This window comes from Klebsiella sp. ZJOU C1 (assembly GCF_035620215.1).
Classification (GTDB): domain Bacteria; phylum Pseudomonadota; class Gammaproteobacteria; order Enterobacterales; family Enterobacteriaceae; genus Klebsiella; species Klebsiella variicola.
Genome location: NZ_CP141644.1, coordinates 1,390,529 through 1,416,158, shown reverse-complemented (window position 1 = coordinate 1,416,158; position 25,630 = coordinate 1,390,529). Strand labels below are relative to the sequence as shown.

The 25,630-nt window shown below is 63.1% G+C and carries 20 protein-coding genes; 9 read left to right on the top strand and 11 right to left on the bottom strand.

The genetic code is table 11. From position 1 onward, the window contains the following. Window positions 1-581: 581 nt before the first annotated feature. Genes entH through entC form a run of 5 tightly spaced genes read right to left on the bottom strand, consistent with a single transcriptional unit; the run spans window position 582 to window position 5,408 of the window. Window positions 582-995 carry a proofreading thioesterase EntH gene (gene entH / locus SPE70_RS06645; protein WP_008805589.1) on the bottom strand — a complete coding sequence of 138 codons (414 nt, stop codon included), beginning with the start codon at window positions 993-995 and terminating at the stop codon, window positions 582-584. Continuing rightward, the gene (gene entA / locus SPE70_RS06640) at window positions 996-1,751 is read right to left on the bottom strand and encodes a 2,3-dihydro-2,3-dihydroxybenzoate dehydrogenase EntA (RefSeq protein ID WP_012068428.1); all 756 of its coding nucleotides are present in this window, start codon (window positions 1,749-1,751) and stop codon (window positions 996-998) included. It abuts the gene before it with no gap. Then, on the bottom strand, window positions 1,751-2,602 hold the full coding sequence (gene entB / locus SPE70_RS06635) for an enterobactin biosynthesis bifunctional isochorismatase/aryl carrier protein EntB (protein WP_064170474.1): 852 nt from the start codon (window positions 2,600-2,602) through the stop codon (window positions 1,751-1,753). Before entB ends, entA begins: the two co-directional genes overlap by 1 nt. Window positions 2,603-2,615: 13 nt before the next feature. Then, a complete protein-coding gene (gene entE, locus SPE70_RS06630; protein WP_064170475.1) occupies window positions 2,616-4,223 on the bottom strand; it encodes a (2,3-dihydroxybenzoyl)adenylate synthase EntE in 1,608 nt (535 codons plus the stop codon). 9 nt (window positions 4,224-4,232) lie between these two features. Continuing rightward, entirely contained in the window at window positions 4,233-5,408 is a 1,176-nt protein-coding gene (gene entC / locus SPE70_RS06625; RefSeq protein WP_008805585.1) for an isochorismate synthase EntC, read from the bottom strand. 187 nt (window positions 5,409-5,595) lie between these two features. Between entC and fepB the strand changes: the two genes are divergently transcribed. After that, window positions 5,596-6,555 (top strand): Fe2+-enterobactin ABC transporter substrate-binding protein, encoded by a 960-nt coding sequence (fepB, locus tag SPE70_RS06620; protein ID WP_008805584.1) that lies wholly within the window; start codon window positions 5,596-5,598, stop codon window positions 6,553-6,555. A gap of 237 nt (window positions 6,556-6,792) precedes the next feature. Here the strand turns inward: fepB and entS are convergent, their stop codons facing one another. Then, window positions 6,793-8,034 (bottom strand): enterobactin transporter EntS, encoded by a 1,242-nt coding sequence (gene entS, locus SPE70_RS06615; protein ID WP_008805583.1) that lies wholly within the window; start codon window positions 8,032-8,034, stop codon window positions 6,793-6,795. 112 nt (window positions 8,035-8,146) lie between these two features. Here entS and fepD point away from each other — a divergent pair, with 112 nt between their 5' ends. The 3 genes from fepD to fepC are packed head-to-tail and all read left to right on the top strand — an operon-like array spanning window position 8,147 to window position 10,934. Next, complete coding sequence (gene fepD / locus SPE70_RS06610) at window positions 8,147-9,154, top strand: Fe(3+)-siderophore ABC transporter permease (RefSeq protein WP_008805582.1); 1,008 nt, start codon at window positions 8,147-8,149, stop codon at window positions 9,152-9,154. Next, a complete protein-coding gene (fepG, locus tag SPE70_RS06605) occupies window positions 9,151-10,143 on the top strand; it encodes an iron-enterobactin ABC transporter permease (protein WP_012968727.1) in 993 nt (330 codons plus the stop codon). The genes fepD and fepG overlap by 4 nt, the downstream gene beginning before the upstream one ends. Continuing rightward, the gene (gene fepC / locus SPE70_RS06600; protein ID WP_012542491.1) at window positions 10,140-10,934 is read left to right on the top strand and encodes an iron-enterobactin ABC transporter ATP-binding protein; all 795 of its coding nucleotides are present in this window, start codon (window positions 10,140-10,142) and stop codon (window positions 10,932-10,934) included. The genes fepG and fepC overlap by 4 nt, the downstream gene beginning before the upstream one ends. A 64-nt stretch (window positions 10,935-10,998) precedes the next feature. On the opposite strand, the gene entF is transcribed toward fepC, so the two are convergent. The 3 genes from entF to fes are packed head-to-tail and all read right to left on the bottom strand — an operon-like array spanning window position 10,999 to window position 16,330. Then, entirely contained in the window at window positions 10,999-14,880 is a 3,882-nt protein-coding gene (gene entF / locus SPE70_RS06595) for an enterobactin non-ribosomal peptide synthetase EntF (protein ID WP_086512407.1), read from the bottom strand. 10 nt (window positions 14,881-14,890) lie between these two features. Then, complete coding sequence (locus SPE70_RS06590; RefSeq protein ID WP_004178967.1) at window positions 14,891-15,094, bottom strand: MbtH family protein; 204 nt, start codon at window positions 15,092-15,094, stop codon at window positions 14,891-14,893. Window positions 15,095-15,121: 27 nt separating this feature from the next. Further along, window positions 15,122-16,330, bottom strand: a complete 1,209-nt coding sequence (gene fes / locus SPE70_RS06585; RefSeq protein ID WP_040973835.1) for an enterochelin esterase — start codon at window positions 16,328-16,330, stop codon at window positions 15,122-15,124. Between the two features lie 259 nt (window positions 16,331-16,589). On the opposite strand from fes, the gene fepA reads away from it, so the two are divergent. Beyond that, a complete protein-coding gene (gene fepA, locus SPE70_RS06580; RefSeq protein WP_064170477.1) occupies window positions 16,590-18,818 on the top strand; it encodes a siderophore enterobactin receptor FepA in 2,229 nt (742 codons plus the stop codon). A 66-nt stretch (window positions 18,819-18,884) separates the two neighbouring features. After that, complete coding sequence (gene entD / locus SPE70_RS06575; RefSeq protein WP_032739299.1) at window positions 18,885-19,514, top strand: enterobactin synthase subunit EntD; 630 nt, start codon at window positions 18,885-18,887, stop codon at window positions 19,512-19,514. Between the two features lie 34 nt (window positions 19,515-19,548). Here entD and SPE70_RS06570 read toward each other — a convergent pair whose 3' ends face one another. Then, window positions 19,549-20,484 carry a transketolase family protein gene (locus SPE70_RS06570; RefSeq protein ID WP_064170478.1) on the bottom strand — a complete coding sequence of 312 codons (936 nt, stop codon included), beginning with the start codon at window positions 20,482-20,484 and terminating at the stop codon, window positions 19,549-19,551. Then, window positions 20,477-21,307 (bottom strand): transketolase, encoded by an 831-nt coding sequence (locus SPE70_RS06565; RefSeq protein WP_324726525.1) that lies wholly within the window; start codon window positions 21,305-21,307, stop codon window positions 20,477-20,479. The genes SPE70_RS06570 and SPE70_RS06565 overlap by 8 nt, the downstream gene beginning before the upstream one ends. A 374-nt stretch (window positions 21,308-21,681) precedes the next feature. On the opposite strand from SPE70_RS06565, the gene SPE70_RS06560 reads away from it, so the two are divergent. The 3 genes from SPE70_RS06560 (at window position 21,682) to SPE70_RS06550 (ending at window position 25,597) form a co-directional block, all read left to right on the top strand. After that, entirely contained in the window at window positions 21,682-22,632 is a 951-nt protein-coding gene (locus tag SPE70_RS06560; RefSeq protein ID WP_002893602.1) for a sugar-binding transcriptional regulator, read from the top strand. Between the two features lie 349 nt (window positions 22,633-22,981). Continuing rightward, a complete protein-coding gene (locus SPE70_RS06555) occupies window positions 22,982-24,502 on the top strand; it encodes an FGGY family carbohydrate kinase (RefSeq protein WP_023297200.1) in 1,521 nt (506 codons plus the stop codon). Window positions 24,503-24,661: 159 nt separating this feature from the next. After that, a complete protein-coding gene (locus SPE70_RS06550; protein ID WP_004176926.1) occupies window positions 24,662-25,597 on the top strand; it encodes a D-ribose ABC transporter substrate-binding protein in 936 nt (311 codons plus the stop codon). Window positions 25,598-25,630: the final 33 nt, after the last annotated feature.

Sequence of the window (25,630 nt, the reverse complement as noted above, 5' to 3'; positions counted from 1 at the left end):
GCTCCTCAGCCCAGAAACCGTAGCCCTGCTAAGCGCAGCGCGAGCAGGGAAATTCCCGGATGGCGGCGCGCTGCGCCTTATCCCGGCTACCCATTGCGCCGATACGTAGCCCGGCTAAGCGTAGCGCAAGCCGGGGAAATAGCGGCTTCCTGGCCCAGAAACCGTAGCCCTGCTAAGTACAGCGCGAGCAGGGAAATTCCCGGATGGCGGCGCGCTGCGCCTTATCCGGGCTACCCATTGCGCCGATACGTAGCCCGGCTAAGCGTAGCGCAAGCCGGGGAAATAGCGGCTTCCTGGCCCAGAAACCGTAGCCCTGCTAAGCGCAGCGCGAGCAGGGAAATTCCCGGATGGCGGCGCGCTGCGCCTTATCCGGGCTACCCATTGCGCCGATACGTAGCCCGGCTAAGCGTAGCGCAAGCCGGGGAAACAGCGGCTTCCTGGTCCAGAAACCGTAGCCCTGCTAAGCGCAGCGCGAGCAGGGAAATTCCCGGATGGCGGCGCGCTGCGCCTTATCCGGGCTACCCATTGCGCCGATACGTAGCCCGGCTAAGCGTAGCGCAAGCCGGGGAAATAGCGGCTTCTTAGCCCAGCACCGCGGTGCCCAGACGACAGGTGCAGCAGCGCCGCCCCTTCTCGTCATACACCACTATCTCCCAGCTCTGGCTCTGGCGGCCAAGATGCAGCGGTCGGCATTCGCCGCGCACTTTCCCGCTGGAGACCGGACGATGGTGGGTAGCGTTAAGCTCGGTGCCCACCACGCACTGCCCTTCTTCGGTCATCAGCCAACCGGCCATCGAGCCCAGCGTCTCCGCCAGCGCCGCGGAGGCGCCGCCGTGCAGCAGACCAAACGGCTGATGGGTGCGCGCATCCACCGGCATCTCCGCCTCCAGCAGCCCCGCTTCCAGTCGGGTGTAGATGATGCCAAGATGCGCCACCATGGTGTTTTCGCTGCTGGCGTTCAGCGCCGCCAGCGTGAGCTCTCGCTTCCAGGCCATTTACGCCCCCAGCGTCGAGCCGCCATCGACCACAATATCCTGCAGCGTAATATGGCTGGCGTGAGAAGAGGCGAGGAACAGAATGGTATTGGCGATCTCCTGCGGGCGGGCGATTTTGCCCAGCGGGATGCCCAGCTTAAACTGCTCGCCGAAGCCGCGGATCCGCTGCTGCTCGGCATCGTCGCTGACCCACAGGGTGCGCTGCATATCGGTGTCGGTGGAGCCCGGCGACACGAGGTTGCAGCGCACGCCGCTGCCTGCCAGCTCAAGGCCAACGGTTAACGCCAGGCTTTTCAGCGCCGCTTTCGAGGCGCCATAGGCGCTCATGCCGATACGCGGCGTATGCGCGGCATCGGAGGCGACGGTGACGATCGCCCCGCCCCGCTGACGGCGGAACTGGGCCATCGTCTGCTGAAACAGATTAAACGCGCCGCCAACGTTGACCGCGAAGGTTTGCTGCCAGTCTTCCGCGCTCAGCTGGTCGGTGGCGCCCATGCGCAGGATCCCGGCGGCGTTCACCAGCACGTCCAGTCGTTCGATGTTGTTGAGCAGCCGCGCGCACACGTCGCGTACCTGACCGGCATCGGCGACGTCCAGCGTTTCGGTGGCAAACGGATAACCTTCGCCGTCAAAGGCAAGGTCGAAACCGGTAACGTTGGCCCCGGCCTCGACGAAAGCCAGCGCGGTGGCATAGCCAATCCCTTTACCTGCGCCGGTCACCCACACGGTCTGACCGTGGAAATCCAGCGCCGCCATTATTTCACCTCACGGGAGAGCAGCGCCCACCAGGCGTCGATGGTCGGGTTCTTCGCCAGCATCACGAAGTCGATATCGCCGTGCACTTTGCGCCAGCGGGCGGCCAGGGCCATCATCCGCACCGAATCCAGACCGTAGTCGATCAGATTTTCATCATCCAGCGGTTCGTCGGATTCGTCGAGCAGCGGCAGGATCAGCGCGCGCAGCGCCGCTTTGGAGGCCGGCAGCGGCAGCAGCTCTTCGGTCATCACCACGCGGCCGGAGCGGCCAGCGACGTATTTCAGCGCCATCAGGTGCTCTTCACGGCTGAAGTCCGCCAGGGCGTCGGCGACAAAGAACGGTTTGATATCGCGCATGAAAGCATCGGTGGCGGTGGTCATGCAGCCGATATGAGCATAAACGCCGGTGATGATCAGCTGGTCGCGGCCGGCCTTTTTCAACATCTCCTCCAGCGGCGAGCGGTGAAATGCGCTGTAACGCCATTTCACCAGCACGGTATCGTCTTCATCCGGCGCCAGCGCGGCAATCACCTGCTGCTGCTCCGGCGAGCGGGTCAGGCCCGGCCCCCACATATCATTCAGCAACGCCCGATCTTCATCACTCTGCTCTTTCGGCTGGGCGGTGTAGTACACCGGAATGCCGTTCTGTTTGCAGAAGTCGCGCAGGGCGGCGATATTGGCCACCACTTTCTCCATCATCGCGCTGTTTTCGCCCCAGAAGTTGAGGAAATACTCCTGCATATCGTGGATCAGCAGCGCGGCGCGCGACGGCTCAAAGGCCCAGTTGACTTTGTTCGCCGGGATATCGCTGGCTTCCGGCAGCGCATATGCCTGTAATTTAGGGATTGCCATTCTCTGTTCTCCTTCAGCCCAGCTTGCCTTCGGCCAGCCACTGACGTAATTGTTTTTTATCGACTTTGCCCACCGGCGTCAGCGGCAGCGCGGCAACGCACTCCACGCGATCCGGCAGTTTAAATTCCGCCACGCCCTGCTCGCGCAGGAAGCGGCGCACCGCGACGGCGCGCAGCGGCGAGGTCACCACCAGATAAGCGCAGCTTTTCTCGCCCAGCAGGTTGTCTTCGATGCTGACCAGCGCGGCGTGGATCACCGCCTCATGGCGCAGCAGCAGGTTTTCGATCTCTTCAGCGGCGATCTTCTCGCCGCCGCGGTTGATCTGATCTTTTTCCCGGCCCTGGACGGTGATATACCCGTCTTCGTCGATCGAAATCAGATCGCCGGAGCAGTAAAACCCCTCGGCGTCAAAGGCTTCCGCGTTATGCTGCGGGCTGTTGTAGTAGCCGCGGAAGGTATACGGCCCGCGGGTCATCAGGCGACCCACTTCGCCGCGCGGCAGCGGGTTGCCGTCGGCATCCGCTACCCACACTTCATCGTCCGGGCACATCGGGCAGCCCTGGGTATGGATGATCCGCTCCGGGCTGTCGTTAAGGCGGGTGTAATTCACCAGCCCCTCCGCCATGCCGAACACCTGCTGCAGCTGGCAGCCGATTTCCTCCGGAATGCGCGCGGCGAGGGTCGCCGACAGGCGCGCGCCGCCGACCTGCAGCAGCCCCAGCGATTGCAGTTGCGCATTGCTGCCCCATTCATGGATCGCCTGCAGCCACAGGCTGACCGCCGGCGGCACCAGCGAGGCAACGTTGATCTGATGTTGTTCAATCAGCGGGAAACAGAGGGTGGCGCTCGGGTCGGCGGCGAGGATCACCCGCCCGCCGGCGAGGAAGACGCCGAGCGAACCCGGGGAACTCATCGCATAGTTATGCGCCGCCGGCAGCGCGTTGAGGTAGCGCGTCTCCGCGTTGATCCCGCAGATCTCGTTGCTGCGGCGGATGCTGTAGTCGTAATCGTTATGGGTGCGCGGGATCAGCTTCGGCGTCCCGGTGCTGCCGCCGGAGAGCTGGAAAAAGGCCACTTCGTCGGCAGGGGTTGGATTGGCGACAAAGTTATCCGCCGGGCGGTTAATCTCCGTCGCCAGATCGCGCTCGCCGCCGTCGTTACGCAACAGTGCGACGCGCAGGGAAGGATGCTCAGCGATAAACGCATGGAGGAAGCTATCGTCAGCAAACAGCGCGTGCTCGCGATCGGCAATCAGCAGCGCCGGTTTAATCTGCGCGGCGTAGGCGTTAAGCTCGCTGCGCTGATGGCTGAACAGCGCGTTCACTGGCGCGACGCCGATGCGCAGCAGCGCAAAGAAGGTGATGTAAAACTCGGCGACGTTGCCCAACTGCACCAGCGCGGTTTCCCCGCGCTTCAGTCCCTGGCGCTGCAGCGAGCAGGCAAGGTTGTCCACCAGCTGATTAAACTGGCGGTAGCTAATCTGCCGTTCGCCATCGATAATCGCCACGGCGTCGTTTTCCGCGTGACGGGTGATCAGATTGGTTAACGGCAGATCCTGCCAGTAGCCTTTTTGACGATAGCGGGCCGCGAACGCATCCGGCCAACGGGTAAATGCAATCATCCTTGCCTCTTAATTCAAGCCAAATACGTTAAGCATGGTGGTCAGTTTGACGCCGGTTTCGCGCCATTCGCCCAGCGGCGAGGAGGCCGGAACGATTCCCGCGCCGGCAAACAGGCGCAGCGTACGCTGCTGCAGACGCGCGCAGCGGATGGTCACCACCCATTCGCCGTTGCCTTCATCGTCACACCAGCCGACGATGCCGCCGAACAGCTGACGGTCGAAGGGTTCCAGTTCGGCAATCAGGCGCTTCGCCACCTGGTGTGGGAAGCCGCTCAGCGCCGGGGTCGGGTGCAGCAGACAGGCCAGCGACATGGCGTTTTCTTGCGCCAGCGCGGTGCCTTCGATTGGTGTTGCCAGGTGCCAGAGCGTTGGGGTGGTAATCAACTGCGGCGATGCCGGCAGCGACAGCTGGCTGCTGCGCGGGCCCAGCACGCTCTTCATCGCCTGGGTCACCAGCTCGTGCTCGTGGCGATCTTTGCCGGATGCCAGCAGCCTGTTGCCCGCTTCCCGATCCAGCACATCGTCCGGTTGACGACGGGCGGAGCCAGCCAGCGGCAATGAGCTGAAGCGCGGCCCGTCTTTACGCAGCAGCAGCTCCGGGCTGGCGCCCAGCAGCACGCCGCCGTCGGAGAGCGGCACATGGAAGTTAAAGCTCGCCGGGTTCTGGGCGATCAGTCGCTCCATCAACGCGCCGCTATCGACGCGGTCGCGGGTGGTAATATCGATAAGCCTTGAGAGCACCACCTTGTCCACTTCCGGGGTGGCGGTCAGCGCGGCAGCGCGTTCCACCATGGCTAAAAACGCGTCCTGCTCCGGGATCTCCCGGCGCTCCACCACTTCCATTGTCTCCAGCGGCGCGGCGTAGCGGGCGGAACGCTGTTTTTCCGGGCGGGAGAACGCTTCCCAGCGCTCGGGGATATAGAGCTCGGAAGGCTGACAGGTGTCGAACGGGATAGCCCCCACCATCACCGGCTTGCGGATCCCCGCCGCGCGGGCGTCGGCAAAAGCGGCGGCCAGCTGCTGCTGGAACTCGCCGTTCAGCGCATCGCCGCCGACAGCGGGCTGTGAGAAGCGGCGGAAGCAGCCGGAGGTGCTAAAACTGCGGTACGGCGACATAAAGAAGAAGCTGTCCGGAGACAGGGTCTGGGTGTGTTTCTGTACATCCTCAGCCAGTGACGTTTCCATATCATCCTCCAAAAACGATAAATATATTACGAATAATTATCATTTGTATTTTGGTTGGCTAACCTAAAAGGTATTGCCCGCCATGTCAACCGCGTTACGTCATTGCGCGCCACTTTGGCTTGCATCCTGCTGACGCAAAGTTGAAAATGAGACGCATTTATTACCTTTCGAATCAGGATGCGATGACGTGAACTTCTTTTCTTTCTGCCGCCGCGGTGCGCTGACCGGCATGCTGTTGCTTTTAGGAATTACCTCAGCCCAGGCGGCGGACTGGCCGCGCCAGGTCACCGACAGCTACGGGACACACACCCTGCCGAGCCAGCCGCTGCGCATTGTCTCCACCAGCGTGACCCTCACCGGCTCGCTGCTGGCGATTGACGCCCCGGTGGTCGCCAGCGGCGCCACCACGCCGAACAACCGCGTCGCCGATAGTCAGGGCTTTCTGCGTCAGTGGAGCGAGGTCGCCAAAGCCCGCAAGCTGGCACGGCTGTACATCGGCGAACCAAGCGCGGAAGCGGTGGCCGCCCAGATGCCGGATCTGATCCTGGTGAGCGCCACCGGCGGCGACTCTGCCCTGCCGCTGTACGATCAGCTCAAAACGATCGCCCCGACGCTGGTCATCAACTATGACGATAAAAGCTGGCAAACCTTGCTCACCCAACTGGGGCAGATCACCGGCCATGAGCAGCAGGCCAGCGCGCGCATAGCCGACTTCAATAAACAGCTCGTTTCGTTAAAAGAAAAAATGAAACTGCCGCCGCAGCCGGTGACCGCCCTGGTCTATACCGCCGCCGCGCACAGCGCCAATATCTGGACGCCGGCATCGGCCCAGGGGCAGATGCTCGAACAGCTGGGCTTTAACCTGGCGACGCTGCCGGGCGGCCTGCCCGCCAGCCATAGTCAGGGTAAACGCCACGATATCGTGCAGCTGGGCGGGGAGAACCTCGCGGCCGGTCTGAACGGCCAGAGCCTGTTCCTGTTCGCCGGCGACCAGAAAGATGCGGATGCCATCTACGCCAACCCGCTGCTGGCGCATCTCCCGGCGGTCGCAGGCAAACGCGTCTACCCGCTGGGCACCGAGACCTTCCGTCTTGACTACTACAGCGCCCTGCTGGTGCTCCAGCGTCTCTCCAGCCTGTTCGGCTAACGCGGGCCGTGCCATCAGGACGGGTACGTAACCTGAACTCTTTGCCGGGCGGCGCTCCGCTTGCCCGGCCTACAATACCCGAGACCGTAGGCCCGGTAAGGCGTAGCCGCCACCGGGCATCAGGCCGGGTACGCGGCCTGAACATCTTGCCGGGCGGCGCGGCGCTTGCACCGGCCTACAATGCCCGAGACTGTAGGCCCGGTAAGGCGTAGCCGCCACCGGGCAATCGCACCCTACTTAACTTTCGTTGACGATTTCCGGGCGCTGGAAACGGCGCAGCTCGCGTAGCAGCCCCACCAACAGCACGCCGACGAGCGCCAGCGCCCAGCCGCTGGCGCTGGCGGATGCCGCCGGGGTCATCACCGCCCCTAATCCGCCGAGCAGCGCCGCGCCGATGGCGTCGCCGGTGACGTTTTGCGCGGTCCACAGACCATTAATCCGCCCAAGCATATTTTCCGGCGTCTGGGTCTGGATCAGGGTGTACTGCAGCAGCGAGCTAATAGCGCTCAGCCAGCCAAACAGCGCCAGGCACAGCGCGCCCAACGCCCAGTGCGGCATCAGGCTGAACAGCGCAATGGCGACAAACGATCCCACCGTGGTCGCCAGCATCAGCGCACCCGGCCGCACCGTCTGGGCCAGCTGACCGCTGGTCAACGCCCCCAGCGCCGCACCGAGCGGAATAGCGGCGTACAGCAGGCCAATCTGTCCGGCCGACATCTGCCAGCTCCCGGCCAGCGCCGGATAGAGCACCCGCACCGCGCTGGCCATGGTCAGCAGACCGCCAAGCAGCGCAATCCCGCCGATAAGCGGGCTCTGACAGAGGAAGGTCAGCCCCGCCAGCAGAGATCGCAGCGGATGCTCGCGCGGCTGCGGAGGCGGCGGCAGCTGCGGCAGACGCAGCAGGGTTAAGGTGGTGATAAAGGTCCCCGCCGCCGCCAGGCCGAAGTTCCAGGCCACGCCGCCGGTGGCCAGCAGCAGGCCGCCGATCATCGGCGAAATCACCGAGCCAAGGCGCACCGTCAACATGGTGATGGCCCCGGCCTGCATCAGGTTTTCCCGCCCCACCAGCGCCGGGGTCGCCGCCAGCAGCGCGGTCACCCCCAACGAGGCGAAGAACCCGTCCCAGATCCCCAGCAGGTAGATCGCCGCCAGCGACGGCTCCGGCAGCAGGGCGTTCAGACACAGACCGACAAAGCCCACGCCGCAGGTGCCGCGCGCCAGCAGGATCAGGCGTTTACGTTCATAGCGGTCAGCCAGCACGCCCCCCACCATCAAGCCAACAAACATCGACGCGCCGGTCAGCGTCACCGACAGCCCGACCTGCCAGGTCGAATGGGTCATCATCTGGATCTGGACCGGAATGGCCACGCCCAGCAGGCCAAGCGACAGAATAGAGATAAAGCGAGCGATAAAAACGGCGCGAAACGCCGGGTGAGTTTTCAGCAGGCTGAGATTGAGCAGCCAGGATTGTCGGTTCATTACAGCGCCTTGTCGTTATTTTTAATACCCTTTTTACTGTGGGTCATGCTACCATAGCTGAATAAAATCGATAACGATAATTACTATCATTATCATATCAGGGATGTCAGTTATGTCGTTTTCTACGACCGCGGTACGCTCTGTCGCCGTGCCCGGATTGTTGCTGTTACTCGCCTTAGCCGCCGCGCTTAGCCTGACCATCGGCGCCAAATCGTTGCCGATCGGCACGGTATTCACCGCCTTCAGCGGAACCTGTCAAAGCGCCGACTGCACCATCGTGCTGGACGCGCGCCTGCCGCGTACCCTGGCCGGTCTGCTGGCCGGCGTCGCCCTCGGTCTCGCCGGCGCGCTGATGCAAACGCTCACCCGCAACCCGCTGGCCGACCCCGGCCTGCTGGGGGTCAACTCCGGCGCCAGCTTCGCCATCGTCCTCGGCGCGGCGCTGTTCGGGATCACCTCCCCGCAGGAGCAACTGCTGCTGGCGTTTTGCGGCGCGCTCTGCGCCTCGCTGCTGGTGGCCTTTACCGGCAGTCAGGGCGGCGGCCAGCTGAGCCCGGTGCGCCTCACCCTCGCCGGGGTCGCCCTTGCGGCGGTGCTGGAGGGGCTGTCCAACGGCATCGCCCTGCTCAACCCGGACGTCTACGATCAGCTGCGCTTCTGGCAGGCCGGTTCGCTGGATATCCGCACCCTGCAGACGCTGAAAATTGTCCTGCTGCCGGTGGTGATGGCGGGGATCGCCGCCCTGCTGCTGAGCCGGGCGCTTAACAGCCTGAGCCTCGGCAACGATACCGCCACCGCCCTCGGCAGCCGCGTCGCCCGCACCCAGCTGATCGGCCTGATCGTCATCACCGTCCTGTGCGGCAGCGCCACCGCCGTCGTCGGCCCCATCGCCTTTATCGGCCTGATGATGCCGCATATGGCGCGCTGGCTGGTGGGGGCCGATCATCGCTGGTCGCTGCCGGTCACCCTGCTCGCCACCCCGGCCCTGCTGCTGTTTGCCGACGTGATTGGCCGCCTGCTGGTGCCCGGCGAACTGCGGGTATCGGTGGTGAGCGCCTTTCTCGGCGCGCCGGTGCTGATCTGGCTGGTGCGCCGCCAGCCGCGGGGAGGTGGCCTGTGATTGCCCCGTCCCGCCGCCTGATAGCCAGTTGCCTGGTGCTGATGGCCGCCAGCCTGCTGATTTCCCTGCTCGGGCTGGCGCAAGGCCCGGTGCCCCTGACGATTGACCAGGTGTTCTCGGCGCTGTTCGGCGATGCGCCGCGCAACGTCGCGATGGTGGTGAACGAATGGCGGCTGCCGCGGGTGTTAATGGCGCTGCTCATCGGCGCCGCGCTCGGCGTCAGCGGCGCCATTTTCCAGTCGCTGACCCGCAACCCGCTCGGCAGCCCGGACGTGATGGGCTTTAACACCGGCGCCTGGAGCGGCGTGCTGGTGGCGATGGTCCTCTTCGGCCAGAACCTGACGGCGATTGCCCTGGCGGCGATGGCCGGCGGGGTGTTGACCTCGCTGGTGGTCTGGCTGCTGGCCTGGCGCAACGGGATCGAGACCTTCCGCCTGATCATTATCGGCATCGGCGTGCGCGCCATGCTGGTGGCATTCAACACCTGGCTGCTGCTGCGCGCCTCGCTGGAGACCGCCCTTTCTGCGGGCCTGTGGAACGCCGGATCGCTTAACGGCCTGACCTGGGGTAAAACCTGGCCGTCGGCGCCGCTGATCCTGTTGATGCTGGTGGGCAGCGCCCTGCTGGTTCGCCGGATGCGACTGCTGGAGATGGGCGACGATACCGCCTGCGCGCTGGGTGTGCAGGTCGAGCGTTCGCGCCTGCTGCTGATGCTGGTGGCGGTGGTGCTCACCGCCGCCTCGACGGCGCTGGCCGGGCCGATCTCATTTATTGCGCTGGTGGCGCCGCATATCGCCCGCCGCCTGAGCGGCACGGCCCGCTGGGGACTGACCCAATCGGCCCTGTGCGGCGCGCTGCTGCTGGCGCTGGCCGATTACGGCGCCCAGCGGCTGTTTATGCCGTGGCAGCTGCCGGTTGGCGTGTTAACCGTCAGCCTCGGCGGTATTTACCTTATTGCATTGTTGATTCAGGAGTCCCGCAAAAAATGAGTGCTGTCCCCTCCCGTTTGCGCGGCGAGCAGTTAACCCTGGCCTACGGTAACAAGACCATCGCCGAGTCGCTGAACGTGACCATCCCTGACGGTCACTTCACCGCCATTATCGGCCCCAACGGCTGCGGCAAGTCGACGCTATTGCGCACACTCAGTCGCCTGATGACGCCCGCCAGCGGCCACGTCTGGCTCGACGGCGCGCAGATCCAGCAGTACGCCAGTAAAGAGGTTGCCCGCCGTATCGGGCTGCTGGCGCAGAATGCCACCACTCCTGGCGATATCACGGTGCAGGAGCTGGTGGCCCGTGGGCGCTATCCGCACCAGCCGCTGTTTACCCGCTGGCGCAAAGAAGATGAAGAGGCGGTGAACAAGGCGATGCGGGCGACCGGGATCAGCGATCTGGCGCTGCAGAGCGTCGACACGCTTTCCGGCGGCCAGCGGCAGCGGGCGTGGATTGCGATGGTGCTGGCCCAGGAGACGGCGATTATGCTGCTTGATGAGCCAACCACCTGGCTGGACATCAGCCATCAGATCGATCTGCTGGAGCTATTGAGTGAGCTGAATCGCGAGAAGGGCTATACCCTGGCGGCGGTGCTGCACGATCTTAACCAGGCCTGCCGCTACGCCACCCACCTGATCGCCCTGCGCGACGGCAAGATCGTCGCCGAGGGGGCGCCGAAGGAGATCGTCACCGCCGATCTGATTGAACGGATTTACGGTCTGCGCTGCACGATCATTGAAGATCCGGTGGCGCATACGCCGCTGGTGGTCCCGCTGGGCCGCCGGTAATCTCCTCTTTCGCCGGCTTGCGCTACGCTGAGCCGGGCTACCTGCTGTAGCCCGAACTCAACCGTTACCCCAGAATCTCCCTGACCACCGGGCCGATGGCTTCAAAGGCCTGCGGGGAGATAATGTCGACGTGGGCGCAGTTCTGGCTGAACACCTCCAGTTCCGCCACCCACGGGCCCCATACGACCTGCGGATCCATCCCCGCCTGCCGCGTCTTCTCCGCCACGAAAAGCGTCGCCTTGCCGTCAAACTTCGCGCTGTGGGCGGTGGTTAACAGCCGCACCGCATCGGCATAGTTACCTTCGATAGCGCTGAACAGCTCGCCGGAGGCTTGCCCCTGCTGGGCAGCGAGGAACGCTTCGCGCTCGCGGTCGATCTCCGCCAGTACCTCGGGATCCAGCCCGTTGGCCTCTTTCTCCGCCCAGTTTTGCGTCTCCGGCGGCCAGGTATCCAGCAGGCCGAGGAAGGCCACCGCTTCGCCGCGCTGGCGCAAGCGGGCGGCAATCCCCTGGGCTAAGGTGCCGCCCAGCGAATACCCAAACAGGTAATAAGGGCCGTGCGGCTGCTGCGCCAGCAGCGTGCGCAGATGGTGCTCGCACACCTCGTCGAGGCTGGCGGCGCTGGCCATCGGCCCCTGCGGGCGCGGCGACTGAATACCGGTTATTGACCAGCGCGGGCTGAGATAGCGCGCCAGCACGCTGAACTGCCAGGCGAAGCCGGAGGCCGGATGGAAGCAGAACAGCGTCGGGCCGTCGCTCTCGCGCAGCGGCAGAAGCGTATCCAGCCCCAGGCGCCGGGCCTGCTCATCGCTGAGATCGGCAGCCAGCAGCGCGCTCAGTTTGCCCACCGTCGAGGCCACCATCACCTGCCCCGGGGTCACCTGCCGCGCCAGCTGGCGGCTGAGCTGTGCCGCCAGACGCATCGCCAGCAGAGAATGACCGCCGAGGGCGAAGAAATCGGCGTCGATATCGTTCACCTCGCAGCCCAGCAGCTGGCTGAAGGCCGTGGCGACAAGGGTTTCCATCCCGGGCTCCGGCGGCCGGCCGCTGCGCTCCCCGCCGAGGGTCGGCAGCGGCAGCGCTTTGCGGTCCAGTTTGCCGTTGGCGCTAAGCGGCAGCTCAGCGAGCTGCATCAGCACCACCGGCACCATATGCGGCGGCAGCTGTTCCGCCAGCCGCGCTTTCAGCGCCGCGGTATCCAGCGGCAGGCCGGAGTCAGAGACCAGATAGCCCACCAGCTGTCGGGCATCGCCGCCGGTCGCCGCCGCCTGGTTGAAGACGCAGGCGTGACTCACCGCCTGCGCCACGTCCGGCAGGCCCGACATCACCCGGTCAATCTCGCCAAGCTCGATGCGCTGCCCGCGGATCTTCAGCTGGTCGTCGCTGCGGCCAAGATACTCCACCGCGCCGTTCGTCAGCCAGCGCGCCACGTCGCCGGTGCGATACATCCGCTCACCGGGGGCAAACGGGTCGGCGATAAAGCGGCTGGCGGTGAGGTCCGGACGTCCCAGATAGCCCTGCGCCAGCTGGATGCCGGTGAGATAAAGATCCCCCGCCACCCCCGGCGGCACCGGGCGCATCGCGGCATCGAGAATGCGCAGCCCGGTGTTCCACACCGGCCAGCCAATCGGCACGCTGCTGCCGGTCACCGCCGCCAGCTCAGATCCGCAGGCCGGGTACCAGCTGACGTCCACCGCCGCTTCCGTCGGGCCGTACAGGTTATGCAGCGGCGCGCCGGTTAAGCGCCCCCATTCACGACACAATTCCGTCGGCAGCGCTTCGCCGCTGCAGAATACCCGCCGCAGCGTGCGGCAGGCAGCGACGCTGTCGGCATCCAGCGAGGCGACAAACGCCGCCAGCATCGACGGCACAAAGTGGGTGGTGGTCACGCCGTAGCGGGCGAAGAACTGCTGCATCGCCTGCGGGTCGCGGTGCGCCTCCGGCTCGGCCATCACCAGCTGCGCGCCGGCGATAAACGGCCACCAGAACTCCCACACCGACACGTCGAAACTGCACGGCGTTTTCTGCGCCACCACGTCCTGGGCAGATAACGGATAGCGATCCTGCATCCACAGCAGGCGGTTGACGATGGCGGTCTGGCCGACCATCACCCCTTTAGGCCGCCCGGTGGAGCCAGAGGTAAAGATGATGTAGGCGGTATGGTCCGGTTTTGACAGCGCCAGCGGCGCGTCATCCCCGGCGGCCAGCGGCTGCTGATAGCAGAGGCTTTCCAGCCCCGGAATATCGCTGAAGCGGGCCAGTTGATCCTCCGAGGTGATCAGCAGCGACGGCCGGGCGTCTTCCAGCATCATCCGCAGGCGGTCGTCCGGGTAGCCGGTGTCCAGCGGCAGCCAGGCGGCCCCCGCTTCGACAATGCCATGCAGCGCCAGGGTCAGGAACACCGAGCGCGGCAGGGCCACCGCCACGCTGTCGCCCGGCTTCACGCCGCGCTGACGCAGCAGTTGCGCGAGCGCCACCACCTGCTGACGCATCTCGCGATAGCTGAACTGCCAGCGGGCGTCCGCCAGCGCCGAGGCATCCGGGGTCTTCCGCGCCTGGTCGGCCACCAGCGCGCTGAGGGTGGTGGCAGGCAGCGGCACAACGGTATCGTTGACCGCCGCCAGCCGGGCCAGCTCGTTGGCGGAGAGCATCTCTGCTTCGCCGCAGCGCAGCGCCGGATCGGCGGCGAACTGCGCCAGCAGCGCGGTCAGTCTCGCCACATGGCGACGGAGCTCGGCTTCGTCGTACCGGGCCTTGTTGGCGAGGATCTCCAGCGACAGCCCGCCGGTCTCATCCGGGAACAGCGCCAGCTCGAGATCGTTGACCGGGCCGGTGGCGAGGGTGTGGGTCACTGCCTGCACACCATCGATATCCAGCTGGTAATCAAAGACTTTGACGTTCAGCACCGGGCCGAACAGCGGTTCGTCCCCTGCCGCTTTACCGCTGTCGCGAACGATCTGTTCGGCGTCATAGCGCTGATGGCGGCGCATCTTTTTCAACTGAGCGGCGAGGCGCATCGCCAGGTCTGCCAGCGTCTCCTGGGCGTCAATATGCACCGCCAGAGGCAGGACATTGAGCACCGGCCCCGTCGAGGTCAGCGCGGCTGAACCCATCCGGCGCATAAAGATAAAGCCCGCCGCGTAGTCCATCCGGTTGCACAGGCGGCCCAGCCACAGCGTGGTGAGCGCCAGCGCCAGGTCAGCGGGCTGACACTGCGGCGCATGGCCAGCCAGACGGCGGAAGGCGTCGGCGTTCATCTCCAGCTTCATCCGCCAGATATCGCTCCCGGCGGCGCGTCCGCCCAGCGGCGCGGCAGAGAGTGAGGCTGGCGCCGGTAACGCCTGGCGCTGAGCCTGCCAGAAGGCTTTATCCCGCTGCCAGGCCTCGCTGCCGGCGTAGCGCTGGTACTCGTCCACCACCTCGGCGAAGGGGGTGAAAGGCGACTCAGGAGTGGCTTCCCCACGCTGCCAGGCGCGGTAAATGGCGGCGATCTGCCGGGTTATCGCCGGGAAGCTGAAGCCATCCACCAGCAAGTGGTGATATCGCTGATACCAGTACCAGCGGTCGTCGCCGACGCGCAGCAGCTGATGGCACACCAGCGGGTTGCCGCCGTCGACACGCAGATCCTGCGCCAGGTCCGCCTGCATCCGCTCCGTGGCGGCGCGATGCGGATCCGGCGCCGTACGCAGGTCAATGATCGACGGTTCGCCAAAGGTGCGGTCGGCCGCCACCCACTGCCAGACTTCCCCCTCCTCTTCCTCAAAGCGCAGGCTGAGGGTGTCCGCCTGCTGCAGACCGGCGACAATCGCCTTACCCAGCAGCGCCGGGTCGAGCGCGCCCCGCAGTTCAACATAGTGGGCCACGCTCCAGGCGCCTGGCAGAGTGGAGAGGCGCTCGGCCATCCAGATCCCCGGCTGCGCGGCAACCAGCGGTAAACGAGTGGTCATTGTCAGCTCCTTATGACGCATGATGGGCGGGGGTCAGGGTTGACCAGTTGGCCGCCAGCCAGGCGTTGCAGGCCTCGGCCGACTGCGGGGGGCACACCACCGCCCAGCCGGCAGGCAGGTCGCAGTGCGCCGGCCACAGGCTGTACTGCTGCTGATCATTGCGCAGAATGTAAAACTGCCCTTGCGGATTGTCGAAGGGGTTACTGAATTGCATATCAAACTCCTGTCGTAAAGCGCGGTGCTAAGGGTGCGACAGCAGAGGCTGCCAGAGCTGGATAAGCCCTGCCGTCAGCCCGCCGCGCCAGCAAAGCGCATCATGCCCGCCGTCAACCTGACGCCAGAAAATCGTCTGCTGTGTCGTAGTGAGTTGCGCCAACAGCGCCTGGTTGGCGCGAAAAATAATGGGTTCACGCTGGCCCGCTTCCAGCCAGATGCGCAGCCCGGCCGCGGACACCTCACCCTGGCGAAGCTGTTCGCCGATAAAGCCCGTCCCGCAGCCATCGCGATGCGGCCACCAGTAGGAGCCTGACTGGCTGAGTACGCAGCCAAAGCGCTGCGGCCAGTTGAGGGCGGCGAACATCGCCGCCAGGCCGCCGAAGCTTTGCCCGGCCACCACTGTCCGCTCCGGGCGGTCGCTGAACGGGGCATGGCCGCGGATCAGCGGCAGGAGCTCCTCCTGCACCGCCAGCCAGAAATCGCGGTGACAGGGCAGCTCAACCCCGCGGCGCTGGTTGTCGATCGCATCGATCAGCAGGTAGACCGCCGGCGGCAGACTCCCCTCGTTGGTCAGCGCGGCCAGCGGCGACCACACCGGCATGCTCTCGGCCCAGAACTGGCCGTCGAGCAGGATCGCCAGGGGCCGCGTTTGCGGGTCGACGGCCTCGCCGGTGGTGTAGATCCAGACCCGGCGATGGTTGCCCAGACGCGCGCTGCGCCACTCAAGGCATCGGGCGGGAGGATGCGCCTCATTAAACTGGTCCCAGCCGGGCTGCGCGGGCGCCTGCGGCATCTCCAGGGCCGACACGCCATGGCCGCGTCCGCCCTGCCAGCTGTGCGGGTTTAGCGGATCGGCTATCGCCCGCGGCAGCAGTTTGCGCCAGCCTTCGCGCAGCAGCGCGCGGTCGGGCGCGTCAGCGCTGAACACCTCAGGGGAAAAATCATCGTCACGGTCGGAGGGAATAAAACAGTAGCTACCGCGCCAGGTCGGCGACAGGGTGGTTCGCCAGGACCAGGCGTCGGTCCCGGGCAGACGCGTCAGCGATTGCGGCCGCGCATTCTGATGGTGGTCGGTCACGCCGGTGATATAGAGCCATACCCGACGGCGCGGAGAGTGCGTTTCATCCCCCGCCGGATCCCGCCACCAGAACGTCACCTCGATGACGCCATCCACTGCGCGGCACTGCGGCCCCTGCAGGGTTTGCCACCACTCCTCGCTTCCTGTCCTTAACATTCTGTCATTAACCCTATGTATAGCGTGACTTTTTTAATTAATTGTAATTCTTTATTGATAATATTATTGATAACTATTTGCATTTGCAATAGCGTATTAGCGCGCCGTGGGAAGCGCGTCTTTCACAAAACATGTCGAAGAGAGCTTATTCAGTTAGCGACGGAGTGCCTTTGCCCTCTTCCGGCAACATTTATGCCGCCTCCCCTCCCGGTGGGAAGGGGCGTTTGGGGAACGTGGCGACTAAAGAGCAGGAATAACAATGAATAACAGGATCAAATCCCTGGCCTTGCTGGTCAATCTGGGAATTTACGGGGTTGCTTTTCCGTTAAGCGCAGCGGAAACCGCCACCGACGATAAAAACAGCGCTGCTGAAGAGACCATGGTGGTCACCGCCGCCGAGCAGAATCTGCAGGCGCCGGGCGTCTCCACCATCACCGCCGATGAGATCCGCAAACGCCCGCCGGCGCGCGACGTCTCGGAGATCATTCGCACCATGCCGGGGGTCAACCTGACCGGCAACTCCACCAGCGGCCAGCGCGGCAATAACCGCCAGATTGATATCCGCGGCATGGGTCCGGAAAACACCCTGATCCTGATCGATGGCAAGCCGGTCACCAGCCGCAATTCCGTGCGCCTTGGCTGGCGCGGCGAGCGCGACACCCGCGGCGACACCAGCTGGGTGCCGCCGGAGATGATCGAACGCATCGAAGTAATTCGCGGCCCGGCCGCCGCCCGCTACGGCAACGGCGCCGCCGGCGGGGTGGTGAATATCATCACCAAAAAAACCGGCGATGAGTGGCACGGCTCATGGAACACCTATATGAACGCCCCGGAGCACAAGGATGAAGGCTCCACCAAACGCACTAACTTTAGCCTCAGCGGCCCGCTGGGCGGCGATTTCAGCTTCCGTCTGTTCGGTAACCTCGACAAAACGCAGGCCGACGCCTGGGATATCAACCAGGGCCATCAGTCCGAACGTACCGGGATCTATGCCGACACCCTGCCTGCCGGGCGCGAAGGGGTACAAAATAAAAACATCGATGGTCTGGTGCGCTGGGAATTCGCCCCGATGCAGTCGCTGGAGTTTGAGGCGGGCTACAGCCGCCAGGGCAACCTCTACGCCGGCGACACCCAGAACACCAACTCCAACGACCTGGTGAAAGAGAACTACGGTAAAGAGACCAACCGTCTGTACCGTAACACCTACTCGGTCACCTGGAACGGCGCCTGGGACAACGGGGTGACCACCAGCAACTGGGCGCAGTACGAGCGCACCCGCAACTCGCGCAAAGGCGAAGGCCTGGCCGGGGGCACCGAGGGGATCTTTAACAGCAACCAGTTCACGGATATCGATCTGGCGGATGTGATGCTGCACAGCGAAGTCAGCATCCCGTTCGACTATCTGGTTAATCAGAACCTGACGCTGGGCAGCGAGTGGAACCAGCAGCGGATGAAGGATAACGCCTCCAACACCCAGGCGCTGTCGGGCGGCAGCATCCCGGGCTACGACAGCACTGGCCGCAGCCCGTACTCGCAGGCGGAAATCTTCTCGCTGTTCGCTGAGAACAACATGGAGCTGACCGACACCACCATGCTAACCCCGGCGCTGCGTTTCGATCATCACAGCATCGTCGGCAACAACTGGAGCCCGTCCCTCAACCTGTCGCAGGGCCTGTGGGACGACTTCACGCTGAAGATGGGTATCGCTCGCGCCTATAAAGCGCCGAGCCTGTATCAGACCAACCCGAACTACATTCTCTACAGCAAAGGCCAGGGTTGCTACGCCAGTAAATCCGGCTGCTATCTGCAGGGTAACGACGACTTAAAAGCCGAGACCAGCATCAACAAAGAGATTGGCCTCGAGTTTAAACGCGACGGTTGGCTGGCGGGCGTCACCTGGTTCCGCAACGACTACCGCAACAAGATTGAAGCGGGCTATGCCCCGGTCTATACCAACGGCAGCGGCACCGACCTCTACCAATGGGAAAACGTACCAAAAGCGGTGGTGGAAGGCCTGGAAGGGACGTTGAACGTGCCGGTGAGCGAGACCGTCAACTGGACCAACAACATCACCTATATGCTGCAGAGTAAGAACAAAGAGACCGGCGATCGTCTGTCGATTATCCCGGAATATACGCTGAACTCTACGCTGAGCTGGCAGGTACGCGATGACGTTTCGCTGCAGTCGACCTTCACCTGGTACGGCAAGCAGGAGCCGAAGAAGTACAACTACAAGGGTCAACCGGTTACCGGCAGCGAGAAGAACGAGGTCAGCCCCTACAGCATCCTCGGCCTGAGCGCGACCTGGGACGTCACCAAATACGTCAGTCTGACCGGCGGCGTGGATAACGTCTTCGACAAGCGTCACTGGCGCGCGGGCAACGCCCAGACCACCGGGGGCACCACCGGCTATATGTATGGCGCCGGTGCCGAGACCTATAACGAATCGGGCCGCACCTGGTATATGAGCGTCAACACCCACTTCTGATAGCGGCTTCTCCCTCCCCCGCCCTTGCAGGATAAAGGGCGGGGACAACCGCGGTAACCTTGTCCTATGCGCATCCATCACGCCACGCTGCCGCTGGCCGGCTATACGCTGCAGCAGATCGACTTCGACCCGGCGACTTTCCAGCCTGAAGATCTGTTCTGGCTGCCCTATCACGCCAGTCTGAGCGGCTGGGGCCGCAAGCGGCAGGCGGAGCACCTGGCCGGACGCATCGCCGCGGTATACGCCCTGCGCGAGGTGGGGGAGAAACAGCCTCCCGCCATCAGCGACCAGCGCCAGCCGCTGTGGCCCACGCCCTGGTTCGGTAGCATCAGCCACTGCGCCCAGCGCGCGCTGGCGGTGATCGCCGATCGGCCGGTGGGCGTCGATATTGAGCGCCGGTTTACCCCCCAGATGGCGGCGGAGCTGGAGGACAGCATTATCAGTCCGACGGAAAAAACAGCGCTGCTGCGCAGCGGCCTGCCCTTCCCGCTGGCGCTGACGCTGGCGTTTTCGGCAAAAGAGAGTGGGTTTAAGGCGACGCCTGCGGCAAATCAGCGCGCGCTGGGGTTCGCCGATTTTCAGATCGTGGACATAACGGCAAGCACCTTAGCGCTTGAGTTTGCGGAGCAACGCTATCCCTTGCACTGGATAGCGTCGGAGGAGCAGGTCATCACGCTTTGCGCATTGCAGCAGTAAACGCCCGCGCTTCACGCGACGGGCGTTCAGTCCATCAGCCCCGTTTTTGCACCAGGGCAACGATGGCGGCGGCATCAAACCCGTGGTACTGGCGCATCCAGCCGCGATCGGCGGCGGCGGCGTACTCCCCGTCCGGGATCCCCAACCGCTGCAGGGCAATGCCCACCCCCGCTTCCGCCAGCACCTCCGCCACCAGGCTACCCAACCCGCCGTTGACGTTATGCTCTTCGACGGTGATCACTGAGCCACACGGCCGGAGCGCCGCCAGCAGCGCCGCGGTATCGCAGGGGCGGATCGACGGCACGTTGACCACTTTCGCCTGGATACCGAGGTCGGCAAGCTGCTGCGCCGCCTCCACCACTTCATGCACCGTCGAACCGGTGGCCACCAGCGCGACGTCCTCGCCTTCGCGCAGGGTCAACACGGCGCCGGGAACAAAGCGATACGACTCGTCAAGCAGCTCCGGCAGCGCCTTGCCATCGAGACGAATATAGACCGGGCCCTGATAAGCAAGAGCATAGTCGATGATCTGCCGACATTCGCGCGGCGTGGAGGGGGCGAAGATCTGGATATTGCCAAAGCCGCGCATCACCGCCAGATCGTCAATGGCATGGTGGGTGCTGGCCAGCGGGCCGTAGCTGGCTCCGGCGTTAAGGCCGAACAGCTTGACGTTGGTGTTGTTGTAGCAGACATCCACTTTGATTTGCTCATTGGCCCGCGAGATAAGAAACGGCGCGGCGTTACAGGTCACCGCCACTTTGCCGCCCAGCGCCAGACCGGCGGCGGTGCCGACCATGCTCTGCTCAGCGATGCCGACGTTCACCAGCCGACCGGGAAACTGCTTAATAAAGGGGGCGATTTTAGCCGTCGACGTGGAGTCGGCCACCACCGGCACCAGATCGACACCACTTTCCACGGCGGCGATAAAGGCCTCGACCATGACGTTAGCCAGGTGTTCTGTATTACTCATCTTTCAGTTCCTCCAGCGCCAGAGCGATCTCTTCGCCTTTCGGCACCCGGTGGTGCCACTCCGGGCGCCCCTGGATAAAGGAGATCCCCGCGCCTTTCGTGGTGTTGGCAATAATAACGTTCGGTTTACCGTTCTGCTGTAGCCCCTCGATGGCCGCGACCACCGAGGCCATGTCGTTACCCTGGCACTCGCTGACTTCCATACCGAAGGCGCGCCATTTATCGGCCAGCGGATCGGTATTCATGATTTCGCGCGTCGGCCCGGCCAGCTGGAGGTTGTTCTTATCATTAATAATGACCAGGTTATCCAGACCGTAGTGCGCCGCCGCCAGGGCGGCTTCCCAGTTACTGCCTTCCGCCAGTTCGCCGTCGCCGGTGATCAAAAAAATGCGGCGGGTGCTGTTGCTTTTCTTCGCGGCCAGCGCCAGCCCCACCGCAACAGGCAAACCGTGACCCAGCGCGCCGGTGTTGAGCTCGATGCCCGGCGTTTTCTGCCGCACCGGGTGGCCGGGGAGATGGGAGTTGGCATGCTGGTAGGTCTCCAGCCACTCGACCGGGAAGAATCCCGCTTCCGCCAGGACGCAGTAGTAGCAGCCCACCGCATGGCCTTTCGACTGGATGTAGATATCGCGCTGCGGGTCGTCGAGCCGGTCCGGCGCGACGTTAAGGACGCGGAAATAGAGCGCGGTTAACAGTTCGACCTGCGAAAGGTCAGCCCCGGTGTGGCCGCCGGCCGGACTATTGGCGTTTAAGCGCACAATATGGCGCCGCACCGCGCGGGCTTTACACTCCAGCGTCTGAATATCATATCTGTAGGGATTCATTTCACACCTCTGAATTTATTTTCAGCATGGAATATTTATTCCAGCAAGGACTAAAAAAACCAGATATCCCCATGCCGGGTGGTAAGCCTTCTGCCACAGCGCCCTACTCAGGAACATTCTGCCTCCCGCTCCAGGCGAAGCCCGGATAAACACATTGACTTGAAATCGCCTTGAATATATATTCAATAATGATTCTTTATTCGATTATGGCCTGGCTGTTTTGTTTTTGTCCATAGTCGATTTTGAGGATTGGCAAAAGTTAGACGCCTGTCACACTTAAGTCTGATTTTTTTTCGCGTATGATAAAAGTCACTACGATAATGGCTGCAGCTAACCGCCTGAAGAAAGGCGATAAATGATTTTCGAGGATTAATATGGCTAAGCAGGATGAACAACGGCTATTGGTTAAGATTGCCACGCTTTACTATCTGGAAGGACGAAAGCAGTCTGATATCGCCCAACTTCTCTCGCTGTCTCAGTCATTTGTCTCCCGCGCCATTACCCGCTGCCAGAAAGAAGGCGTCGTCAAGATCAGCGTCGTTCAGCCGTCCAACATCTTTCTGAAGCTCGAAAAAGGGCTTGAGGATCGCTACGGCCTTAAGCAGGCGGTGGTGGTGGATACCGAGGAAGAGGCCAGCGATCATACCATCAAGCGGGCGATTGGCTCCGCTGCCGCCCACTATCTGGAAACCCGGCTGCGGCCAAAAGATCTGATTGGCGTCTCCTCGTGGAGCTCAACCATTCGCGCGATGGTCGATGAAGTTCATGCGCAAAACCTGAAAGCCAGCGGCGTGATCCAGCTGCTCGGCGGCGTCGGGCCAAACGGTAACGTGCAGGCGACGATTCTTACCCAGACCCTCGCCCAGCGCCTGAATTGCGACGCCTGGCTGCTGCCGTCACAGAGCATCGAGGGATCCATGGAGGAGCGCAACCGGCTGCTGGCCAGCAAAGACGTCGCTGACGTGGTGTCGCGCTTTGATGAAGTGGATATCGCCATCGTCGGCATCGGCATTCTCGAACCCTCTCAACTGCTGAAAACCTCCGGTAACTACTATCACGAAGATATGCTGCAGGTGCTGGCGGCGCGCGGCGCGGTGGGTGATATCTGCCTGCACTACTACGACAAAAACGGCCATCCGGTGTTACGCGATGATGAAGATCCGGTGATCGGTATGGCGCTGGAGAAGGTCAAAAAATGCCCGAACGTGGTCGCGCTGGCCGGCGGTACCGATAAAGTCGCGGCCATCAAAGGCGCCCTCACCGGCGGCTACATTGATGTTTTAATCACCGATTATCCTACCGCTCGCATGCTGGTTAGCGACTAACCTGCCGCGCTGCTTTTCCTCACTGCCGCCCTGACGTGCTTTTTTAACTTCAGGGCTGACTCTATTAATACATTTAAATTCAATCAGTTAATCAGCCACTCCAGCCGCCAACTGCCGCTTTCGCCGATCGGCGAAATGTGATTGCCAGCACAATTGATGATTTTTCCGGTAGCCCGTCACCGGGTTTGTGGCTTAAGGTATCAAATAAATAATCACTATCGAATATATATTCAGTGATTAAAAAGATGATAACGAAATGTCACAACATGGCCTGCACAGACGCAGGAGACGGTGGGAGATATTCCTCGTCTTCGCGGTTCCAGGACACCGAGTGACCGAGGAGAGCACGATGCAGGCGACAGCAAAAGAGTTCATCATTGCCCTGGATGAAGGCACCACCAACGCCAAAGCGGTGGTGCTGGATAGCCGGGGCAAAGTTATCGTCAAATTCTCGCAGCCGCTGGCGATCCAAACGCCGCGCGACGGCTGGGTGGAGCAATCGGGCGAAGCGCTGGTTACCGCCTCGCTGGCGGTGATCGCCAGCGCGGTGGCCCACGTTGGCGCGGAAAACGTCGCCGCGCTGGCCATCAGCAACCAGCGGGAAACCGCCATCGGCTGGTATCGCGACAGCGGTGAACCGATTAACGCGGCGATCACCTGGCAATGCACCCGCAGCGCCGCGTTCTGCGACACACTGCGTCACGATCGCCAGGAACAGCACATTAAGCGTGCCACCGGCCTGCCAATCGCCCCGCTGTTCTCGGCCTCCAAAATGCGCTGGCTGCTGGATGCGACTGTCGATGGCCACCTGCGTGCCGAACGCGGTGAGATTTGCCTCGGCACCATCGACAGCTGGCTGCTGTGGAATCTGACCGCTGGAGAAGCCTTCTGCTGCGACTACTCCAATGCCGCCCGCACCCAGCTGCTGAACCTGCACCGCGGCGAGTGGGACGACGAGATGCTGGCGCTGTTCGGCATTCCGCGCGCGGCGTTGCCGGACATTAAACCGTCGAGCGGCCTCTTCGGCCATACCAGAGGACTGGCCGCCATTCCGGACGGTATTCCGATCATGGCGATGATCGGCGACTCCCACGCGGCACTGTTCGGCCACGCGCTCGGCGAGGCAGGCTGCGTCAAAGCCACCTACGGCACCGGCTCTTCGGTCATGGCCCCGGTCAAATCGGCGAAGTGCGATATCGACGCGCTGGCGACCACTGTCGCCTGGCACGATGGCGACCAACTGGTGTGGGGCCTGGAAGGGAATATTCCCCACACCGGCGATGCCGTCGCCTGGATGGCGGACAGCACCGGCCTGAGCGAACTCTCTGCCGCCGAGCTGGCCCATGAGCTGAATACCCTCCCCGCCTCCGTCGACTCAACCCTCGGGGTCTACTTCGTGCCGGCGCTGACCGGTCTTGGCGCCCCCTGGTGGGACGACAGCGCCCGCGGCGTGATTTGCGGCCTGAGTCGCGGGGTGAAACGCGCGCATCTGATCCGTGCGGCGCTGGAGTCCATCACCTATCAGATAGCCGACGTGGTGGTAGCGATGCGTCAGCATGAGGAGTTCACCCTGACGGCGTTGATGGTGGACGGCGGGCCGACCAACAATGACTGGCTGATGCAATACCAGGCCGATCTGCTCGGCTGCCCGGTGATGCGCAGCGACGTGCCGGAGCTGTCCGCCATCGGCGCGGCGTTGCTGGCACGCAAAGCGCTCCATCCGGGGTCGACCGCCGATCTGCAGGCCTTCTTAACCGAACACAGCACCTTTCAGCCCGACATGGCCCGCCACCAGCGTTTACAAACGCGCTGGCAGGAGTGGCGCCATGCGGTCGACCGAACATTATGGAAACCGGACTCGCCAGCCTGACCGCCAGACTGCGCGACGACACGCATTCACTTATCACAGGAGAAACCCGGCCCATAACGATATCGCTATCCCCGAATACATCAGGGGAAATTTCAGACCGTAAAAGCCTGCCCGCTCAGGGGCTCATTTGTTCGAATATAAAAATACAGGAACAGAGTCATGAAATTACGTATAACCCTTTTAACCGCTGCTACCCTGACCGCCTTCTCCTTTGCCGCGCACGCCGCGGAGAAAGGCACCATTATGATCATGGTCAACTCGCTGGATAACCCGTATTACGCCTCGGAAGCCAAAGGCGCCAGCGAAAAAGCCCAGGCGCTCGGCTATAAAACTACCGTGCTGTCCCATGGCGAAGATGTCAAAAAGCAGAATGAGCTTATCGACACCGCGATTGGTAAAAAAGTGCAGGGCATTATTCTCGATAACGCTGATTCCACCGCCAGCGTCGCCGCCATTGAAAAAGCCAAAAAAGCCGGCATTCCGGTGGTCTTAATTAACCGTGAAATTCCGGTTGATGATGTGGCGCTGGAACAAATTACCCACAATAACTTCCAGGCCGGCTCTGAGGTCGCCAACGTCTTCGTGGAAAAAATGGCGGAGAAAGGCAAATACGCCGAGCTGACCTGCAACCTCGCCGATAATAACTGCGTCACCCGTTCTAAATCTTTCCATCAGGTCATTGACCAGTATCCGGATATGGTCAGCGTGGCGAAACAGGATGCCAAAGGCACCCTGATCGACGGCAAACGCATCATGGACAGCATCCTGCAGGCTCACCCCGACGTGAAAGGCGTCATCTGTGGCAACGGGCCGGTAGCCCTCGGCGCGATTGCGGCGCTGAAAGCAGCCAACCGTAGCGATGTGATCGTCGTCGGCATCGACGGCAGCAACGATGAGCGCGACGCCGTGAAAGCCGGCACCCTGCAGGCAACCGTGATGCTGCAGGCGCAGGCCATCGCCGCTCAGGGCGTCACCGATCTGGATAACTACCTGCAAAAAGGCGAGAAGCCGGCGAAGCAGCGCGTGATGTTCCGCGGCATTCTGATTACCCAGGATAACGCCGATAAAGTCCAGGATTTCAACATTAAGTCCTGAGTTCGGGTGGTTGCGCCCCTGCGGGGGCGCAGA

Bases quoted from the DNA above. Each gene is read 5' to 3' on its own strand.
- entH (WP_008805589.1), bottom strand. From the start codon at position 995: ATGGCCTGGAAGCGAGAGCTCACGCTGGCGGCGCTGAACGCCAGCAGC.
- entA (WP_012068428.1), bottom strand. From the start codon at position 1,751: ATGGCGGCGCTGGATTTCCACGGTCAGACCGTGTGGGTGACCGGCGCA.
- entB (WP_064170474.1), bottom strand. From the start codon at position 2,602: ATGGCAATCCCTAAATTACAGGCATATGCGCTGCCGGAAGCCAGCGAT.
- entE (WP_064170475.1), bottom strand. From the start codon at position 4,223: ATGATTGCATTTACCCGTTGGCCGGATGCGTTCGCGGCCCGCTATCGT.
- entC (WP_008805585.1), bottom strand. From the start codon at position 5,408: ATGGAAACGTCACTGGCTGAGGATGTACAGAAACACACCCAGACCCTG.
- entS (WP_008805583.1), bottom strand. From the start codon at position 8,034: ATGAACCGACAATCCTGGCTGCTCAATCTCAGCCTGCTGAAAACTCAC.
- fepD (WP_008805582.1), top strand. From the start codon at position 8,147: ATGTCGTTTTCTACGACCGCGGTACGCTCTGTCGCCGTGCCCGGATTG.
- fepC (WP_012542491.1), top strand. From the start codon at position 10,140: ATGAGTGCTGTCCCCTCCCGTTTGCGCGGCGAGCAGTTAACCCTGGCC.
- entF (WP_086512407.1), bottom strand. From the start codon at position 14,880: ATGACCACTCGTTTACCGCTGGTTGCCGCGCAGCCGGGGATCTGGATG.
- SPE70_RS06590 (WP_004178967.1), bottom strand. From the start codon at position 15,094: ATGCAATTCAGTAACCCCTTCGACAATCCGCAAGGGCAGTTTTACATT.
- fes (WP_040973835.1), bottom strand. From the start codon at position 16,330: ATGTTAAGGACAGGAAGCGAGGAGTGGTGGCAAACCCTGCAGGGGCCG.
- fepA (WP_064170477.1), top strand. From the start codon at position 16,590: ATGAATAACAGGATCAAATCCCTGGCCTTGCTGGTCAATCTGGGAATT.
- entD (WP_032739299.1), top strand. From the start codon at position 18,885: ATGCGCATCCATCACGCCACGCTGCCGCTGGCCGGCTATACGCTGCAG.
- SPE70_RS06570 (WP_064170478.1), bottom strand. From the start codon at position 20,484: ATGAGTAATACAGAACACCTGGCTAACGTCATGGTCGAGGCCTTTATC.
- SPE70_RS06565 (WP_324726525.1), bottom strand. From the start codon at position 21,307: ATGAATCCCTACAGATATGATATTCAGACGCTGGAGTGTAAAGCCCGC.
- SPE70_RS06560 (WP_002893602.1), top strand. From the start codon at position 21,682: ATGGCTAAGCAGGATGAACAACGGCTATTGGTTAAGATTGCCACGCTT.
- SPE70_RS06555 (WP_023297200.1), top strand. From the start codon at position 22,982: ATGCAGGCGACAGCAAAAGAGTTCATCATTGCCCTGGATGAAGGCACC.
- SPE70_RS06550 (WP_004176926.1), top strand. From the start codon at position 24,662: ATGAAATTACGTATAACCCTTTTAACCGCTGCTACCCTGACCGCCTTC.